At 70.2% G+C, this 16,709-nt stretch carries 18 protein-coding genes; 10 read left to right on the plus strand and 8 right to left on the minus strand.

Annotated elements, in window-relative coordinates:
- The coding region (gene nrdF / locus ACTHNQ_RS04050) for a class 1b ribonucleoside-diphosphate reductase subunit beta (RefSeq protein WP_440331315.1) at positions 1–699 on the plus strand (699 nt) is incomplete at its 5' end.
- Positions 700–783: 84 nt separating this feature from the next.
- Here the strand turns inward: nrdF and ACTHNQ_RS04055 are convergent.
- Entirely contained in the window at positions 784–2,076 is a 1,293-nt protein-coding gene (locus ACTHNQ_RS04055; protein ID WP_440331317.1) for a protein kinase domain-containing protein, read from the minus strand.
- Between the two features lie 147 nt (positions 2,077–2,223).
- On the opposite strand from ACTHNQ_RS04055, the gene ACTHNQ_RS04060 reads away from it, so the two are divergent.
- Positions 2,224–3,030 carry a hypothetical protein gene (locus ACTHNQ_RS04060; RefSeq protein ID WP_440331319.1) on the plus strand — a complete coding sequence of 269 codons (807 nt, stop codon included), beginning with the start codon at positions 2,224–2,226 and terminating at the stop codon, positions 3,028–3,030.
- Between the two features lie 29 nt (positions 3,031–3,059).
- Here ACTHNQ_RS04060 and ACTHNQ_RS04065 read toward each other — a convergent pair whose 3' ends face one another.
- The 7 genes from ACTHNQ_RS04065 to ACTHNQ_RS04095 are packed head-to-tail and all read right to left on the minus strand — an operon-like array spanning position 3,060 to position 8,610.
- Positions 3,060–4,058, minus strand: a complete 999-nt coding sequence (locus ACTHNQ_RS04065; protein ID WP_440331358.1) for a HoxN/HupN/NixA family nickel/cobalt transporter — start codon at positions 4,056–4,058, stop codon at positions 3,060–3,062.
- A gap of 19 nt (positions 4,059–4,077) precedes the next feature.
- The gene (locus tag ACTHNQ_RS04070; protein ID WP_440331320.1) at positions 4,078–4,809 is read right to left on the minus strand and encodes an urease accessory protein UreD; all 732 of its coding nucleotides are present in this window, start codon (positions 4,807–4,809) and stop codon (positions 4,078–4,080) included.
- Positions 4,810–4,819: 10 nt separating this feature from the next.
- The gene (ureG, locus tag ACTHNQ_RS04075) at positions 4,820–5,602 is read right to left on the minus strand and encodes an urease accessory protein UreG (protein ID WP_440331322.1); all 783 of its coding nucleotides are present in this window, start codon (positions 5,600–5,602) and stop codon (positions 4,820–4,822) included.
- Positions 5,595–6,269, minus strand: a complete 675-nt coding sequence (locus ACTHNQ_RS04080; RefSeq protein ID WP_440331324.1) for an urease accessory protein UreF — start codon at positions 6,267–6,269, stop codon at positions 5,595–5,597. The genes ureG and ACTHNQ_RS04080 overlap by 8 nt, the downstream gene beginning before the upstream one ends.
- Positions 6,269–7,969, minus strand: a complete 1,701-nt coding sequence (locus tag ACTHNQ_RS04085; RefSeq protein WP_440331325.1) for an urease subunit alpha — start codon at positions 7,967–7,969, stop codon at positions 6,269–6,271. The genes ACTHNQ_RS04080 and ACTHNQ_RS04085 overlap by 1 nt, the downstream gene beginning before the upstream one ends.
- Positions 7,969–8,298, minus strand: a complete 330-nt coding sequence (gene ureB / locus ACTHNQ_RS04090; RefSeq protein ID WP_440331326.1) for an urease subunit beta — start codon at positions 8,296–8,298, stop codon at positions 7,969–7,971. The genes ACTHNQ_RS04085 and ureB overlap by 1 nt, the downstream gene beginning before the upstream one ends.
- 9 nt (positions 8,299–8,307) lie before the next feature.
- Positions 8,308–8,610: an urease subunit gamma gene (locus ACTHNQ_RS04095; RefSeq protein ID WP_018172430.1), complete on the minus strand. Its 303-nt coding sequence runs from the start codon at positions 8,608–8,610 to the stop codon at positions 8,308–8,310.
- A gap of 234 nt (positions 8,611–8,844) precedes the next feature.
- Between ACTHNQ_RS04095 and urtA the strand changes: the two genes are divergently transcribed.
- The 8 genes from urtA to ACTHNQ_RS04135 all read left to right on the plus strand — a co-directional run bounded on the left by urtA (position 8,845) and on the right by ACTHNQ_RS04135 (position 16,700).
- The gene (urtA, locus tag ACTHNQ_RS04100; protein WP_440331328.1) at positions 8,845–10,146 is read left to right on the plus strand and encodes an urea ABC transporter substrate-binding protein; all 1,302 of its coding nucleotides are present in this window, start codon (positions 8,845–8,847) and stop codon (positions 10,144–10,146) included.
- A 103-nt stretch (positions 10,147–10,249) separates the two neighbouring features.
- Complete coding sequence (gene urtB / locus ACTHNQ_RS04105) at positions 10,250–11,134, plus strand: urea ABC transporter permease subunit UrtB (RefSeq protein WP_018172428.1); 885 nt, start codon at positions 10,250–10,252, stop codon at positions 11,132–11,134.
- Positions 11,131–12,273: an urea ABC transporter permease subunit UrtC gene (gene urtC / locus ACTHNQ_RS04110; RefSeq protein ID WP_440331330.1), complete on the plus strand. Its 1,143-nt coding sequence runs from the start codon at positions 11,131–11,133 to the stop codon at positions 12,271–12,273. Before urtB ends, urtC begins: the two co-directional genes overlap by 4 nt.
- A complete protein-coding gene (gene urtD, locus ACTHNQ_RS04115; RefSeq protein WP_440331332.1) occupies positions 12,270–13,091 on the plus strand; it encodes an urea ABC transporter ATP-binding protein UrtD in 822 nt (273 codons plus the stop codon). The genes urtC and urtD overlap by 4 nt, the downstream gene beginning before the upstream one ends.
- Complete coding sequence (gene urtE / locus ACTHNQ_RS04120; RefSeq protein ID WP_018172425.1) at positions 13,091–13,771, plus strand: urea ABC transporter ATP-binding subunit UrtE; 681 nt, start codon at positions 13,091–13,093, stop codon at positions 13,769–13,771. The genes urtD and urtE overlap by 1 nt, the downstream gene beginning before the upstream one ends.
- Positions 13,772–13,831: 60 nt before the next feature.
- On the plus strand, positions 13,832–15,550 hold the full coding sequence (locus ACTHNQ_RS04125) for a purine-cytosine permease family protein (protein ID WP_440331334.1): 1,719 nt from the start codon (positions 13,832–13,834) through the stop codon (positions 15,548–15,550).
- Entirely contained in the window at positions 15,550–16,113 is a 564-nt protein-coding gene (locus ACTHNQ_RS04130) for a helix-turn-helix domain-containing protein (protein WP_440331336.1), read from the plus strand. Before ACTHNQ_RS04125 ends, ACTHNQ_RS04130 begins: the two co-directional genes overlap by 1 nt.
- Positions 16,113–16,700, plus strand: a complete 588-nt coding sequence (locus ACTHNQ_RS04135; protein WP_440331337.1) for a TetR/AcrR family transcriptional regulator — start codon at positions 16,113–16,115, stop codon at positions 16,698–16,700. The genes ACTHNQ_RS04130 and ACTHNQ_RS04135 overlap by 1 nt, the downstream gene beginning before the upstream one ends.
- The last annotated feature ends 9 nt before the right edge of the window (positions 16,701–16,709 follow it).

A 16,709-nucleotide genomic window follows, 5' to 3' on the forward strand; every position in this document is an offset into this window, starting at 1 on the left:
GAGGCCGTCTACACGAACATCGCGTTCATGGAGTCGGTGCACGCCAAGTCGTACTCGTCGATCTTCTCGACGCTGTGCTCGACGAAAGAGATCGACGAGGCGTTCCGCTGGTCGGTCGAGAACCCGAACCTTCAGAAGAAGGCTCAGATCGTCATGGAGTACTACCGCGGCGACGAGCCCCTCAAGCGCAAGGTCGCCTCGACCCTGCTGGAGTCGTTCCTGTTCTACTCGGGCTTCTACCTGCCGATGCACTGGTCGTCGCGCGCGAAGCTGACGAACACGGCCGACCTCATCCGCCTCATCATCCGCGACGAGGCCGTGCACGGCTACTACATCGGCTACAAGTTCCAGCGTGGACTCGAAACCGTCGACCAGGCCAAGCGCGACGAGATCAAGGACTACACGTTCTCGCTGCTGTACGAGCTCTACGACAACGAGGTGCAGTACACGCAGGACCTCTACGACGGTGTCGGCCTGACCGAGGACGTCAAGAAGTTCCTGCACTACAACGCCAACAAGGCCCTCATGAACCTGGGCTACGAGGCGATGTTCCCCTCGACCGTCACCGACGTGAACCCGGCGATCCTGTCGGCCCTGTCGCCGAACGCCGACGAGAACCACGACTTCTTCTCGGGGTCGGGCTCGTCGTACGTCATCGGCAAGGCCGAGGCCACCGAGGACGAGGACTGGGACTTCTAGAAGCTCCGAACATCACGACCCGCCCGAAGAGGGCGGCTGAGAGGCCCGGGTCCGCAGGAAGCTGCGGGGCCGGGCCTCTCGCGGTCACTCGTCCTGCTTGCGCTGCTCCTCCTTGAGCTTCTTCTGCTCCTCGTCCTGTTGCTTGCGCTGCTTCTGCTCGAGCTCCTTCTGCTCGCGCTCGGCGCGCTTGCGTTCTTCCTCGCTCAGACCGGAGTCGTCGCCGGTCCCCGTGGTCACCTCGGTGGGCGGGGTCTGCGACGGCGTCCTCGCGGGCGTGGTCGCGACCGGCGCGGGCGTCGGCGCCGTGAGCGCAGAGATGCCGGCGAGCGCTGCGACGATGACGGCGACGGCCGCGAGCGCCCCGCCGACGAGTGCGATGAGGCGCTTGCGCCGCGGCCGCCGCGCGGTCCCGGATGCGGATGCCGCCACGGGGGAGCTGCCGGCGGCCGCTGCCGCCACGCCTTCCACCGGGGCGACGAGCGTCGGGGCGGTGAGCGGCACGGTCGCGGCGTCTGCCGCGACGATGCCGCCGGTCGGAGGAGTCTTCGCGAGTTCGCCCGTCGCGGCGGCGACTTCGATCGCGGTCGGTCGCTGCGACGGGTCGGGGTGCAGCATCCGCGTCAGCAGATCGGTCCACGGGGCACCGAGCGACGCGGGGATCTCGGGCCCGCTCTCGATGCGGGCCACCGCCGCCGCCATTCCAGCTCCCTGCGGGTGGGCGCGCTCGCCCGTGAGCGCCTCCAGCAGCACCAGCCCGAGCGAGTAGATGTCTGCCGCGGGGGTCGGCGGATCGCCGCGGAGCTGCTCCGGGGCGAGGTAGGCGACGGTTCCGATCACGAGCCCGGGGGTCGTGATCCTCGAGGTGTCGAGGAGGTACGCGATGCCGAAGTCCGCCAGTTTCGCCCGCGGACGCGCGCCCGGGATCTGTGGGGGACTCAGCAGCACGTTGGAGGGCTTGATGTCGCGGTGCACGACGCCGGCCTGGTGCACCACGTGCAGGGCCTCTGCGAGTTCGGCGCCGAGATGCCCGACGACGTCGGGTCGCAGCGCTCCGCCCGCGGTCAGCCGCGCGCCGAGGGTGGGTCCGTCGACGAACTCCATCGCCAGGTACTCCGGCTGACCGGGGACGAGGCGGGCGTCGAAGAGGGTGACGAGGGACGGGTGGTTCAGCGAGGCGAGGACCGTCATCTCGCTGCGCGCACGTTCCGACGAGTCCCCGTCGATGCCCGGCCGGATCAGCTTGATGGCCACGGTGCGCCCGAGCATCGTGTCCTCGGCGCGGTACACGCGGGCCATGCCCCCTTCACCGACGCACTCGCCCAGCCGATAGCGGTCATCGAGGAGCGGCGCCGGCACGCCGGCGTTCGCTTCGGTCATCGGTCCTCCCCGTGCCAGTGTGCGTCGCGACTCCTACGACGCTAGCCGCTGATCCCCGGTCGCCCGACGCCCTTGACGTCCGCCGCTCGGTGACCCCCGGCATCCCTCCGTTCTGCTTTTGCCCGATGATGTGGGACTATTCCAGCGATGGGCACCGACACCGCCGACGAGCTCGAACAGCTCCGGGCCCGCGCCTACGGGCCGGCCGCCGACATCCACACCGACGTCGCCGCGCAGCAGCGGCTGCGCGAGCTGGAGGCGCTCGCACGCGCATCCGGGAGTCCGCGGGAGGCGCCTGCGATCGCCGCTGCCGACCCTCGCGCTGTCGGGGAGCAGCGCCGGCAGGAGCCCGTCGACGCACCTCCTGCGGTCGAGACGCTCGTCGACGAGCAGCCAGACGAGCCGGTGGACGAGGCGCCCGTCTCTCGCGATTCCGCGCCGGCGCCACGGACCCGGCGGCTGTCGCGCACCGTGCGACTGCTGTGGGTGGGCTCGGTGCTCGCGGCCGCGGCGATCGCAGCGGTGTGCACGTACGGGCTCGTCGCGATCACCCCTGTGTCGGTGTCGAGCGGCGCGCCCCAGATCGCGACTCTCCGGCCGCAGGCCCTGGTCGAGGTGCCGGCGGGGTGGTTCGGCGCGGGTCCCAGTTCGCGCACGTGGGAGTTCTACGGACTGACCCTGTTCGAGACGACGACGGGGATGTTCGGCGGGACCGGCGACGACTGCCTGATGGTGATCACCACCGCAGACATCCCCGCCGAGGGCGAGAGCACCGACAACTGGACGGTGTCGGGCCTGTCCAACGGCGCCTGCAGCGTGGGTGGGTTTCCCGCGACCATCGAGGTGCGCGTCGACAGCAGCGTCCCCGAAGAGCTGCGTGCCACCTTCCCCGACAGCGCCCTCCAGTTCGTGAAGCGCGGCGATGAGATCGGCGTCTTCCAGGACAAGGGCTAGCCGTCCGGGCTGCGGTCCGGATGTCTCGGTCAGACCGCGCTCGCGCGGGGCCACCGGGCGACGAGCCAGCTCGTGAATCCCGTGACGAGGACCGCGGCGACGATGATCAGGCCGAACGAGTCGAGGTTCGTCGCAGCGACGGCCTGGACGGGCGGCCACTGCACGCCGGCGCTGTCGACGAGCACTCCGCACAGGCCGACGGTCCCGACGATGAAGGCGACCGCGATCGACACCGACAGAAGGGCCGCGTTGTAGCCGCGTCGTCGCTCGGGGCGGTCGGCCGACCAGCGATAGAGCCTCGCCGTGACGATGCTGTTGAGCCCGTCGCAGGCGACCATCCCGGCGGTGAACAGCAGCGGGAGCACCATCGCGGCGTACCAGGGCATGAGGATGCCCGCGCCTCCGGCGATGAGGAGCAGGGTGATCGTGGAGGCGGTGTCGAAGCCGAGCCCGAACAGCAGGCCGACGACGAACATCTTCCACGGCGCGTCCAGCGTCGCCGACGTACGGGCGATGAGCAGCGAGACCGGGCCGCCGCCGGCCACCCCGGGGCCGGGCTGCGGCCGTCCGTGCGCCGGGCGGACGAGACGGACCAGGATGACGAGGTTCGCCGTCGCCATCGCCAGCAGGAACACGCTCGACACGGTCGGACCCCACACGCCGGTGAACACCGTCAACGGCGAGTCCTCGGCGCCGATCTGCGAGGTGAGCGCGCCGACGCCGGCGGTCACGACGCCGACCGCGACCAGCACGACCGTGGAGTGGCCGAGCGCGAACCACAGCCCCACGCTCGACGGGTCGTCGCCGTCGTCGACGAGCTTGCGGCTCGTCGTGTCGATGGCGGCGATGTGGTCGGCGTCGAAGGCGTGCCGCATCCCGAGCACGAAGGCGGTGACCGCGAGGCCGATGCCGAAGGTCGACGTGCCCGTCCGGTAGTCAGCGGGCGCGACGACGACCGCGAACAGCATCCAGCCGGCTAAGAGCAGTGCGCCGGCGACGAGCAGCACGCCGCGTGCCGACAGAGACATCCGTTTCACCGATCCTCCTTCACCCGACCGGGGCCGGCTCACGGACAGGCGGGGCGGTGGCGGTGAGCAGCACGCCCAGGGGACTGTCGTGGGCGGCATCCCCGAGGAAGCGCACCACCGTCCCGCCTCGTTCGAGCTCCAGACGGGTCGCCCCGGCGACCTCGTCCACCGCGACGGGATCGCCGACGGCGATCACACTGTCGACCACCCGCGCCGCGCCGAGGATGCCCGGCACCTGGACGTCTCCGCGAGTCTCCAGCGCCTCGCACAGGATCGGTCCCCGGTCATCGCGGATGTCGGTGGCCGCCGTCAGCTCGCCGCCCCGCTCGCCGACCCGGCCGAGCACCAGCGTCTCGCGCAGGAACGCCGACGAGCCGCCGGCCAGCGTCATCGTGAACGAGCGCGCCAGGCGACCGGCATCCGTGACCACCGTCGGAAGACCCTCCCACGTGAGGTGCGCGCCGGCGCCGAGGTCCACGTGCGCGTGCCACTGCGAGCTCTCGCCCGCCTCGCCCGGCCGGCCGTAGACGATGAGGCCGCCGATGTCGACGAGCCGGAGCGTGCAGCCCTCGCCGACCGTGATCCGGATGCGCACGTCGTCTCCGGGGAGCAGCATGGCGCGGCCGGCGACCAGGGCGACCTCGACGGACCTGCCGTGCCGGCGGATCAGTCGAGGCACCACGAGTTCGCCCTCCAGGGCGCACGAGACGGCGTCTCCGCGCGCGGAGACCTCGACGAGCGTGGGGTTCACGGCTCCCGGCCTACGAGTGCACGTGGTCGGCGTGCTCGTGCGCCGGCTCGCCGGCCGCATGCGCGTGCGGCGCCTCGCCGTCGCCGTGCGTGTGGAGGAACCCGTTGCCGTCCTCGTCGGCGTGGAAGTGCGGCGCCATCGGACCGGGATCCTGCGGCACGTGGGAGCCTGCCCGGTGCGCGGCCAGCATCGACAGCACCCACTCGCGCAGTGCGGCCACCGAGGCGGCGTCTGTGCGCGAGAGGGCGAGCACCGGGCGGCCGTCCCGTGCTGCGGTGGCATCGGCGACCATGCGCGGCACGTCGACCCCCACGTACGGGGCGAGGTCCGTCTTGTTGACGACCAGCAGGTCCGCGCGGCCGATTCCGGGCCCGCCCTTGCGGGCGACGTCGCCGCCACCGGCGACGTCGAGCACGAAGATCTGCGCGTCCACCAGGGCCGGCGAGAACGTCGCGGTCAGGTTGTCGCCGCCGGACTCGATCACCACCATGTCGAGCGGGTCGAACGCGCGCTCGAGGTCCTCGGCGGCGAGGAGGTTGGCGGTGACGTCGTCGCGGATCGCCGTGTGCGGGCAGGCGCCCGTCTCGACGGCGACGATGCGCTCGGGCTCGAGCACGCCCGCCGAGCGGAGGAATCGGGCGTCCTCGTCGGTGTAGATGTCGTTCGTGATGACGCCGATGCGGATCTCGTCGGCGAGGACCCGGCAGATCGTCGCGATGAGCGACGACTTGCCGGTGCCGACGGGGCCGGCGACGCCCAGGCGCAGGGAGCGGGATGCGGTCGATTCAGGCACGGAAGAGCCTCCTGGTGGATCGGGCGTGGGCTTCGGCCCACGCTTCGGATTGCGGTGCGGTGAGAGCGGGGATGCCGGCAGGGTCGGTGATGCGGGAGATCGAGGTGAGCCGGCCTTCGACGGAGGCGCACAGCTCGGCGACGAGCGAGACCAGCTCGAGCGGGTCACGCGGCTCGAGTTTGAGCACGGCGGCGGCCGCGGCCTGCATGTCTTCGTAGACCACGAGTCGCGCGAGTTCCAGAGCGGACAGGTCGAGCCCTGCCGCGATGACGCCGAGCACGCACGGCCGCGGCGGGGGAGTGGGGCGCTGCCGCCAGGCGTCGAGCACGTCATCGCCGGGGAGCAGCGTCCCGCCGACGCGCAGGTAGCCCCGGGCCAGCAGCCGCGCGGCGTCGCGCAGCGCCCGGCTCGGCGTGCGCGCCGCCCACGCGGCCTCAACCTCGTCGAGGTCGGTGCCGGTGCGGCGCGCGTGCCGGGCCGCGACCGCCGTCCCGGCCTCGACGAGCGTGGTGGTCGTCACCCTGCCGTGGAGGAACGCGGCGAGATCCGCCGGACCCACGCCCGCGTTCACCGCAGGCTCGACACCTGCCGAGTGGGCATGGCCGCCCGAGGGCAGCCGGGCGTCGGCGAGCAGCATCGCAACGGTGGACGGGGCGAGGGCGGACATCAGAAGAGCTGGTACAGCTGGGCCAGGGGCAGCCGTGCGCTGGGAGCGGGCTCCACGCGCTCGCCGTCGATCGAGATGTCGAACGTGTCGGGGCGGATGTCGATGGCTGGGAGCGCGTCGTTGTTGCGCATGTCGGCCTTGCCGATCCCGCGTGTCGACTGCAGGGGCAGCAGCCGGCGCGTGAGACCCAGCCGCTCCTCGATGCCGGCCTCGAGCGCCGCGGGTGCGACGAAAGAGACCGAGAGCGACCCGCCGATCGCGTCGGCGAACGCGGGACGCATGAGCACGGGCTGGGGTGTGGGGATGGACGCGTTCGGATCGCCGAGCGCGCCCCACACCAATCCGCCGCCCTTCACGACGACGCTCGGGCGGAACCCGAAGAAGCGAGGGTCCCAGAGCACGAGGTCCGCGAGCTTTCCGGCCTCGACCGATCCGACCTCCTCGTCGATGCCGTGGGCGATCGCCGGGTTCACGGTGTACTTGGCGACGTAGCGGCGGGCGCGCTCGTTGTCGGCGGGAAGGGACCCGCCGAGCGGTCCGCGGCGGGCCTTCATGACGTGCGCGACCTGCCAGGTGCGCGTGATGACCTCGCCGATGCGTCCCATCGCCTGCGCGTCGGACGACGTCATCGAGATCGCGCCCATGTCGTGCAGGATGTCCTCCGCCGCGATGGTCGTGGCGCGGATGCGGGACTCGGCGAATGCGAGGTCCTCGGGGACGCCGGGGTTGAGGTGGTGGCACACCATGAGCATGTCGAGGTGCTCGGCGACCGTGTTGACGGTGTGCGGGAGCGTGGGGTTCGTCGACCCGGGCAGCACATAGGGCAGGCTCGCGATCGACAGGATGTCGGGGGCGTGACCGCCGCCGGCACCTTCGACGTGGAAGGCATGGATGGTGCGCCCGGCCATCGCCGCGATGGTCGATTCGACGAACCCCGCCTCGTTGAGAGAGTCGCTGTGCAGCGCGACCTGCAGCCCCCACTCCTCGGCGGCGCGCAGACTGGCGTCGATCACGGCCGGGGTGGAGCCCCAGTCCTCGTGCACCTTGTAGCCGGCTGCGCCGGCGAGCGCCTGCTCTTCGAACGCCTGCGGCGACACCGTGTTGCCCTTGCCGAGCAGCAGCACGTTCACCGGCAGCCGGTCCAGCGACCTGTGCATCCGCTCGAGGTGCCAGGCGCCGGGCGTGACCGTCGTCGCCTTCGAGCCTTCGGAGGGCCCGGTGCCGCCGCCCACGATCGTCGTGATGCCGGTGGCGAGCGCCTCGTGGATCTGCGAGGGGGACAGCAGGTGCACGTGCGAGTCGATGCCGCCCGCGGTGAGGATCTTGCCCTCTCCGGAGATGACGTCGGTGGAGGGGCCGATGACCAGCCGCGGGTCGACGCCGTCGGCGATGTCGGGGTTGCCGGCGCGGCCGATCCCCGCGATGCGGCCGTCGCGGATGCCGACATCCGCCCGGACCACGCCCCACCAGTCGAGGATGACGGCGTTCGTGATCACGGTGTCGAGTGCTCCGTCGGCGCGCGAGAGCGTGCTCTGGGCCATCGACTCCCGGATGGACTTGCCCCCGCCGAACACCGCCTCCTCGCCGCCGACGGTGAGGTCGTCCTCGATCTCGATCCACAGGTCGGTGTCGCCGAGCCGGATCTGGTCGCCGGTGGTGGGTCCGTAGATCGCGGCGTATCGCTCGCGGTCGATGCGCATCAGGACGCCTCCGATCGGATCCGGATGCCGGGAACGCGGCGGTGACCCCGCAGCGCCACGGCTCCGACGCGCTTCGAGACCCCGGGTTCGAAGCGCTCGGACGTACCCGAGGGGATGTCGAGCCGGAAGCGGGCCGCCGCCGTGCGGTCGAACTGCAGCGCCGCGTTCACATCGGGCAGATGGATGTGACTGCCGATCTGCACCGGCCGGTCGCCGGTGTTGAGGATCACGAGCTCGAGGCGCTCGTCATCCGTGCGGTCGGCGTTGAGGTCGATCCAACCGGGTCGTACCCGGATGGCGCCGGGTCCGGATGCTGATCCTGATGCCATGTCGACTCCTCAATCGATCGGGTGGTGAAGGGTGACGAGCTTGCGTCCGTCGGGGAAGGTCGCCTCGACCTGCACATCGGCCAGCATGTCTGCGACGCCGTCCATCACGTCGTCGCGGGTCAGCACGGTGCGCCCCTCGGTCATCAGCTGCGCGACCTCGGCGCCGTCGCGGGCGCGCTCGATGACCCAGGTCGACAGCAGCGCGACCGCCTCGGGATGGTTGAGCTTGACGCCGCGCTCCCTGCGGTCGCGCGCCACCATGCCGGCGACCGCCAGCAGCAGCTTCTCGGTGTCCGCGGGTGAAAGGTGCATGGGCGCTCCCTCCTCGTCGATGTGTGTCAGAAGTCTGCCACTCAGGCGAAGGGGTGCAGGAACGCCCGGACGCCTCAAGACCTACGAGATCCGCGGAATCACGCGGAACAACGAGGATCCGGCCGTCCGAGTGTTTACATGCCCGATACGTTCGAGCAAAGGCAATGTAATGCCGCGGCTCCATGGTGGGACCACTTGCACCCCCACGCATCACCCACCCGAACGGAGCACAGCATGATCCCCAACCACAGGAAGCGCCTGCGGGCGATCCTGGCCACGGGCGCGCTCGTCACGAGCGTCGCCCTGGTCCTGTCCGGCTGCGGCAGCCGCGCCGGTGAGGCCGGGCCGAGCGCGTCGGCGGCCGCGGCCGAGAGCTGCGTCGACACGTCCGGCGACACCATCAAGCTCGGCTTCCTCAACTCGCTCACCGGCGGCATGGCGATCTCGGAGAAGACCGTGTCGAACGTGCTGCACATGGCCGCCGACGAGATCAACGCCGACGGCGGCATCCTGGGCAAGCAAATCGACTACATCCAGGAGGACGGCGCGACCGACTGGCCCACCTTCGCCGAGAAGACCGAGAAGCTCCTCACGCAGGACTGCGTGGCGGCGATCTTCGGCGGCTGGACCTCCTCGTCGCGCAAGGCGGTCAAGCCCGTCGTCGAGGAGCACAACGGCCTGTTCTTCTACCCGGTGCAGTACGAGGGCCTCGAGGCGTCGCCCAACATCTACTACACCGGTGCGACGACCAACCAGCAGATCATCCCCGCGATGGACTTCCTGGCCTCGCAGGGCGTGAAGACGCTGTTCCTCGCCGGTTCGGACTACGTCTTCCCGCGCACGGCGAACGCGATCATCAAGCTCTACGCGAAGGAGCTCGGCATCGAGATCGTCGGCGAGGAGTACGTGCCGCTCGACAAGGACGACTGGACCACCCAGGTGGCGAAGATCGCCGCGGCGAAGCCCGACTTCATCTTCAACACCATCAACGGCTCGTCCAACGTCGGCTTCATCAAGGCCTACTACGACGCCGGCCTCACGCCCGAGACGACCCCGATCATCTCGGTGTCGATCGCCGAGGAGGAGGCCCCCGCCATGGGCCACGAGGTCACCGGCAACTACGCCTCGTGGAACTACTTCCAGTCGCTCGACACCCCGAACAACCCGGCGTTCATCGACGCGTGGAAGGCCTACCCCGGCTCCAGCGGCGTGACCAGCGACCCGATGGAGGCCGCCTACATCTCGCTGTACCTGTACAAGGCCCTCGTCGAGGCCGCCGGGTCGTTCGACGTCGACGCGATCAACGCCGCGGCGAAGGAGAACGAGATCACCGTGGACGCGCCGGAGGGCGTCGTCACGCTGGACGGCGACAACCACCACATCTCCAAGCCCGGTCACATCGGCAAGATCAACGCCGAGAACCAGTTCGACATCGTCTGGGCCTCCGACGAGTTCATCGAGCCGGACCCGTACCTGGAGCAGTACGACTGGTTCCCCGAGGACGTCCGCAAGGCGCTCGTGGCCGCCGCCGGCTGATCCCCTCACGGATGCCGGGACCCCGTGCCGTACGCACGGCACTGGGCCCCGGCATCCGGACCCTCCTCTTTCCCGCCTTCGCAACAGAAGGGAGTGACCGCGCATGGATGCACTCATCCCTCCGCTGCTCAACGGCAGCGCCGTGGGGGCGCTGCTGCTGCTCGCAGCCCTCGGGCTCACGCTCATCTTCGGCCAGATGGGGGTGATCAACATGGCGCTCGGCGAGTTCATCATGGTCGGCGCCTTCGTCACCTATCTGGTCCAGCTGGTCATCCCCTCCAGCGACATCTCGATCCCGCTCGCGCTGCCGGCCGCGTTCGTCGTCGCCGGTCTGCTCGGGCTGCTGCTCGAGGTCAGCATCATCCAGTGGATGTACCGGCGTCCCCTCGACACGCTGCTCGCGACGGTCGGCGTCTCGCTGATCCTCCAGCAGATCGCGCTCCAGATCTTCCCGGCCCAGGGCGTCCCGGTCGAGAACCCGGGCTGGCTCCAGGGGCAGATCGACGTCTTCGGCTACGCGTGGCCGCTCCGCCAGGCGTTCACGATCGCGCTCGCCGGCGTGTGCGTGGCCGCGCTCGCCGCCTGGCTCAAGTACACCTCGTTCGGCCGCCGCATCCGCGCGACCGTGCAGAACCGCGACCTGGCCGAGACCGTCGGCGTCCGCACCCGCAACGTCGACCGGATCACCTTCTTCGTCGGCTCGGGCCTGGCGGGCGTGGCCGGTGTCGCGGCGTCGCTCATCGGCGGCACGAACTCCCAGATGGGCGTGCAGTACATCATCCCGGCGTTCCTCGTCGTCGTCGCGGGCGGCATCGGCCAGATCAAGGGCACCGTCATCGCCGCGTGGGTGATCGGCGTCGCGATGGCGTTCTTCGCCGACTGGACGAGCGGCAGTCTCGCGCAGGTGCTCGCCTTCGTCCTCGTCGTCGTCTTCCTGCAGGTCCGCCCGCAAGGGCTCTTCACCGTCCGCACCAGGGGGTTGGCATGACCGAGCTCACCAAGACCGGCCTCGCGAGCCCGCCGCTCGCGGACCCGGCCACGCGCACCCGCTCCCGCAGCCCGTGGCTGTCGCTCATCGGCATCGCCGTGTTCGCGGTGGTCCTGCTCGCGGTGGCGCCCTCCGTCCTCTCCCTGCACTGGATCAGCAACCTGGGCAAGTACTGCGCCTGGGCGATCGTCGCGGTGGGGATCGGCCTCGCGTGGGGCCGGGGAGGCATGCTCGTCATGGGGCAGGGAGTCTTCTTCGCACTCGGCGCCTATTCGATGGCGATGCATCTCACGCTCGAGACCGCCGGACCCGGGGCGACGCCCACCTTCATGATCCTGTACGACCCGCTGGCCTCGGTGCCCGCGTTCTGGGAGCCGTTCCGCAGCGAGGCCTTCACCATCCTCGCCATCGTGCTGCTGCCCGTGATCGTCGCGGGGATCCTCGGCTTCGCGCTCTTCAAGCGGCGCGTGAAGGGCGCGTACTTCGCCATCCTGACCCAGGCGCTCGCCGTCGCCCTGGCCGTGCTCGTCAGCTCGACGATCCGCGAGACCGGCGGCGACACGGGCCTCAGCGGCTTCAAGTACTTCTTCGGCTACGTCCTGAACGACGACGCGAACAAGATCATGGTCTACCTGATCACCGCGGCCCTGCTCGTCGTCTGCATGCTCGTGGCCTGGCAGCTGCACCGCAGCCGGTTCGGAGAGCTCCTGCTCGCGACCCGCGACGCCGAGGACCGCGTCCGCTTCCTCGGCTACGACCCGGCCAACATCAAGCTCGTCGCGTTCGTCATCGCCGCCGTGATGGCCAGCATCGGCGGGGCCATGTTCGTGCCCCTCGTCGGCATCATCACCCCGCAGGAGATCGGCGCCTCGGCCTCGATCCTGTTCATCGCCGGTGTCGCCCTCGGCGGACGCGCATCGCTGTTCGGCCCGGTGCTGGGGGCGATGGCGATCGGCTGGGGCCAGTCCAGTCTCGCCTCCAGCTGGCCGGAGGGCTGGATCTACATCCTCGGCCTGCTGTTCATCCTGGTGACGCTGTTCCTGCCGAACGGTCTGGCCTCGCTCGTCGGCAGGCTGGTCGCGGCGGTCCGATCGAAGACGGATGGACGCACGAAGTCGGAAAGGAGCCTGGCGGCATGAGCGGGATCGATGTGACGCCTCCGGTGGCGGACGCCGGCGAGCTGCTGAGTCCGGATGCCGAGACCTCGGTGAAGGTGTCGAACCTCACGGTGCGCTTCGACGAGTTCACGGCGGTGGACGACGTGGATCTCCTGATGCTGAAGGGCCAGGTGCACTTCCTCATCGGGCCGAACGGCGCCGGCAAGACGACCCTCGTCGACGCGCTCACGGGCCTCGTCCCCGCGACGGGGACCGCCGTGTACGACGGCCGAGACCTGCTGTCGATGAAGACGAACAAGATCATCCGCGCGGGGGTGGGGCGCACCTTCCAGACGGCGACCGTGTTCGAAGAGCTGTCGGTGCTGCAGAACCTCGACATCGCCGGCGGCGTGCACCGCTCCGCGTGGCGGCTGCCCCTGACCCGGCGCGGCGTTCCGGCGTACGTCGAGGAGGCGCTCGAGACCATCGGGCTCACCGCGCAGCGCGACCGCCCGGCGGGCACCCTCGCGCACGGCCAGAAGCAGTGGCTCGAGATCGGCATGCTGCTCGTCCAGGACGCGAAGGTCATGTTCCTCGACGAGCCCGTCGCCGGCATGAACGCCGACGAGCGCGACGAGACCGGACAGCTGCTGCGCCGCATCGGCGACGAGCGCACGATCATCGTCATCGAGCACGACATGGACTTCGTCCGCAGCTTCGCCGAATGGGTCACCGTCATGCACACCGGCAAGGTGCTCACGGCCGGCACGGTCGAACAGGTCCAGGCGGACCCGCGCGTCCAGGAGGTCTATCTAGGGTCGGCAGCCGATGCCGCCGTCGAAGAGCAGGGGGAACACTGATGCTCGAGCTCAAGGGCGTCACCGCCGGTTACGGGCGGACCAAGGTGCTGCACGATGTCACGATCGCGATCCCGACGTCACAGGCGGTGTCGGTCATGGGGCACAACGGGGCCGGCAAGACGACGCTCCTGCGCGTCGCCACCGGGCTGATCCCCGTGATGAGCGGTCAGGTGCTGATCGACGGCGAGGACGTGACGCGGATGCCGCCCTCCCTGCGCGTCCGGCGGGGACTGGGTTACGTCCCGCAGGGGCAGCAGTCGTTCCCGCAGATGACTACGCTCGAGAACCTGCAGCTCGTGGCGAAGCGGCAGTCCGACATCGACGAGGTGTTCGACTTGTTCCCCGTGCTGAAGGAGCTGCTCGGCCGGCGCGCGGGGCTGCTCTCGGGCGGCCAGCGCCAGCAGCTGGCGATCGCCCGCACGCTGCTCACGAAGCCCAGGCTCCTCGTCCTCGACGAGCCCACCGAGGGCATCCAGCCCAACATCGTCGCCGACATCGAAAGGGTGATCATCGACCTGACCCGGCGCGGCGACCTCTCCGTGCTGCTCGTCGAACAGCACGTCGGCTTCGCGCTGCGCTCCACGAACCGCTTCTACGTCCTGCAGTCGGGCCGTGTCACGGTCACCGGGGAAGGGGGCGCCGGCGCGGTGGACGCCGTGCGCGAGGCGATGGCGATCTGATTCAGATCGATTCGCCGCGGCAACGCGGCCGAAACACTTCTCCGGCAGGATCCAGTCATCGTGGAAGCGCTGGAGGTGAGTGTGCATGCGCTGGGCGTGAGAACCGGCGCCCGAGGCGGAGATGCGCGCTCGGCCGCCGAGGACAGCCTCGAAGACTACGCGTTCCGGTACGTGCCGCGCTCGTTCCGGCGGTGGAGCGCGCTGTCGGTCGGCGGTACGGCGCTCGGCTCCATCGCGTTCCTCGCGGACTTCTCGATCGGCGCCAGTGTCGGGCTCGAGCACGGCACGACGAACGCCGTGCTCGGCATCCTGCTCGCCTCCGTCATCATCTTCCTGGTCGGGTTCCCCGTCGCCTACTACGCGGCCCGCTACAACCTCGATCTCGACCTCATCGCGCGGGGCTCCGGATTCGGCTACCACGGCTCGATCGTGACGACCGTGGTCTTCGCCGGCTTCACGTGCATCTTCTTCGCGCTCGAGGGCGCGATCATGGCGCAGGGGCTGGAGGTCGCGGTCGGCATACCGCTGCCCGCCGGCTATGTCATCTCGACGCTGGCCGTCATCCCGATCGTGATCTACGGCATGCGAGCCCTCGAGCGGCTCCAGTTCTGGACCACGCCCCTCTGGCTCGCCCTCGCGCTGCTCCCGCTCGTGTGGATCGTGTTCACGCAGCCCGAGGCGGTGACGGAGTTCATCGGCTTCGAGGGCGCGTCCGACGGAACCGTGAGCTTCAGCGCCGTCGTGGCCAGCGCCGCCGTGTGCTTCGCGCTGACGCCGCAGCTCGCGGAGCAGATCGACTACATCAGGGTGATGCCGCCCCGCACCCGCACGAACGCGCGGTCGTGGTGGACCGCGTTCGTCTTCAGCGGGCCGGGGTGGGTGATCTTCAGCGGGACGAAGCAGGTGATCGGGCTCTTCCTCGCGGTGTATCTGGTCACCAAGGTGGACCCGTCGCTCGCCGATCGTGCGGTGGAGCCGGTGAAGCAGTTCCTCGGCATGTACCAGTCGCTGCTGCCGGATTGGACCGCGGCCGTGCTCGCCCTCCTGCTGATCGTCGTCGCGCAGGTGAAGATCAACGTCACCAACGCCTACTCGGGGTCGCTCGCCTGGTCGAACGTCTACACGCGCGTGAAGAAGCGCTACCCCGGCCGCACCGTGTTCGTCGTGTTCAACCTGGCGATCGCGCTCTCGCTGATGCTCATGGACGTCTTCAGCCTGATCTCGTTCGTCCTCAGCCTGTACGCCAACGTCGTCATGGCGTGGCTCGTCACCATCTCGGCCGACATCGTGATCAACAAGCACCTGCTGCGGCTGTCGCCGCGCTTCCCGGAGTTCCGCCGCGGGATGCTGCACAACTGGAACCCCGTCGGTCCGGTCTCGGTCGGGCTCGCGTCGCTGCTCTCGCTGCTGTGCTTCGCGGGCGCGTTCGGACCCGCCGTGCAGCCCTTCTCCGTGCTCATCGCGATCGGGGTCGCGGTCGTGGTGACGCCGCTCATGGCGATCGTCACCCGCGGCCGGTACTACCTCCGGCGCGGGTCGGACGGCATCCCGACGCCGATGCTCGACGCGGACGGCAACCCGTCGGGCGAACGGCTGCGCTGCCACGTCACCGGCTACACCTTCGAACGGCCGGATATGCTGGCCTCGGCTGAGTCCGGGCCCCGGGGCGAGCTGCAGTTCGTCTCGTCCCTGGCCCTGACGCTGGACGGCTCCGACCGCTACGTCCTCCCGGCGGAGCCGGTGAAGCCTCATCGGGACGGGAGGGGAGGGATGCCGTGATGGACGAGGCTCTGGACACCCCGTCGCTGATCCTCGCCAACGCCGCGCTGCTGCTGCGTGAGCGCACCTTCGAGGATGTCTCGTACCTCGAGCTCGCTGAGGCCGCCGGCGTCTCGGAGCGGACGATCTACCGCAGATTCCCCACGAGGTCGCACCTGCTCGAGGCGCTCGCGCGCTGGATCGAGGCCGAGCATTTCCCGGTGCAGGACTTCCGCACCGCGGGCGAGTTCCGCGAGGCGGTGCGTGCCCGGTTCCGCGCCTACGACGCCGCACCGGCCTTCGCGTTCGTCGCGGCCCGCGGCGGGGCGCTGTCTCCGACCGGCGAGGACTCCGCCGCCCCGATGTCCGAGGCGATCGTCGCGATGATCGACGCCACGGCGCCCAACCTCAACCGTCGCGACGCGCGGCGCGTCGCGGCATCCCTCCGCTACTTCGCGTCGCCGATGTTCTGGGCGCGGATGCGCACGGGGTTCGACATGAGCGCCGACGACACGTACCAGGTGTTCGATCTCGCGGTGCGGCGGGTCCTGCCGGCGGCGTCCGAAGCGGACCGGGCGGCCTGATGGCCGCGCCCTCGACGGCGCCCGAGGTCTCGGGGACCCAGGCGGCGATCCTCGCCGCGTACGCGGAGCTCATCGAAGAGGTGGGCACCGACGATGTGTCGTTCCGGCTGGTCGCCCTGCGCGCCGGCGTGGGCGAGCGGACCGTCTTCCGCCACTATCCGACGCGGGCGGACCTGCTGCTGGCCACCGCCGCCTGGATCGAGCGCACGATCTTCACGCGGGCGGAGTCCGAGTCGATCTTCGACGTCCCGATCGCGATCCGTGAGGCGATGGAGGCCTACGACCGGCGGCCCGAACTGGCGTACGTCGTCGCCGAGACGGCGATGCGCGGCGTCAACGGCTCCGACCCCGCGCCCCATCGCGAGGAGTTCGACGGGATGCTGCGGCGCGAGGCCCCCTCTCTCGCCGACGACGACCGGCGGGCGGTCGTGGCGGCGCTGTCGCACCTCGACTCCTCGGCCACGTGGGTGACGATGCGGCGCGAACTGGGCATGAGCGGCCGAGACATCGCGGATGCCGCGACCTGGGCGGCCGAAGCGATCCTCGACCCGATCCGCGATCTCGACGCTGCGCCGGGGCAGCTCTAGGCAGCCGGC

It is taken from the genome of Microbacterium sp. (assembly GCF_051953575.1).
Lineage (GTDB): Bacteria > Actinomycetota > Actinomycetes > Actinomycetales > Microbacteriaceae > Microbacterium.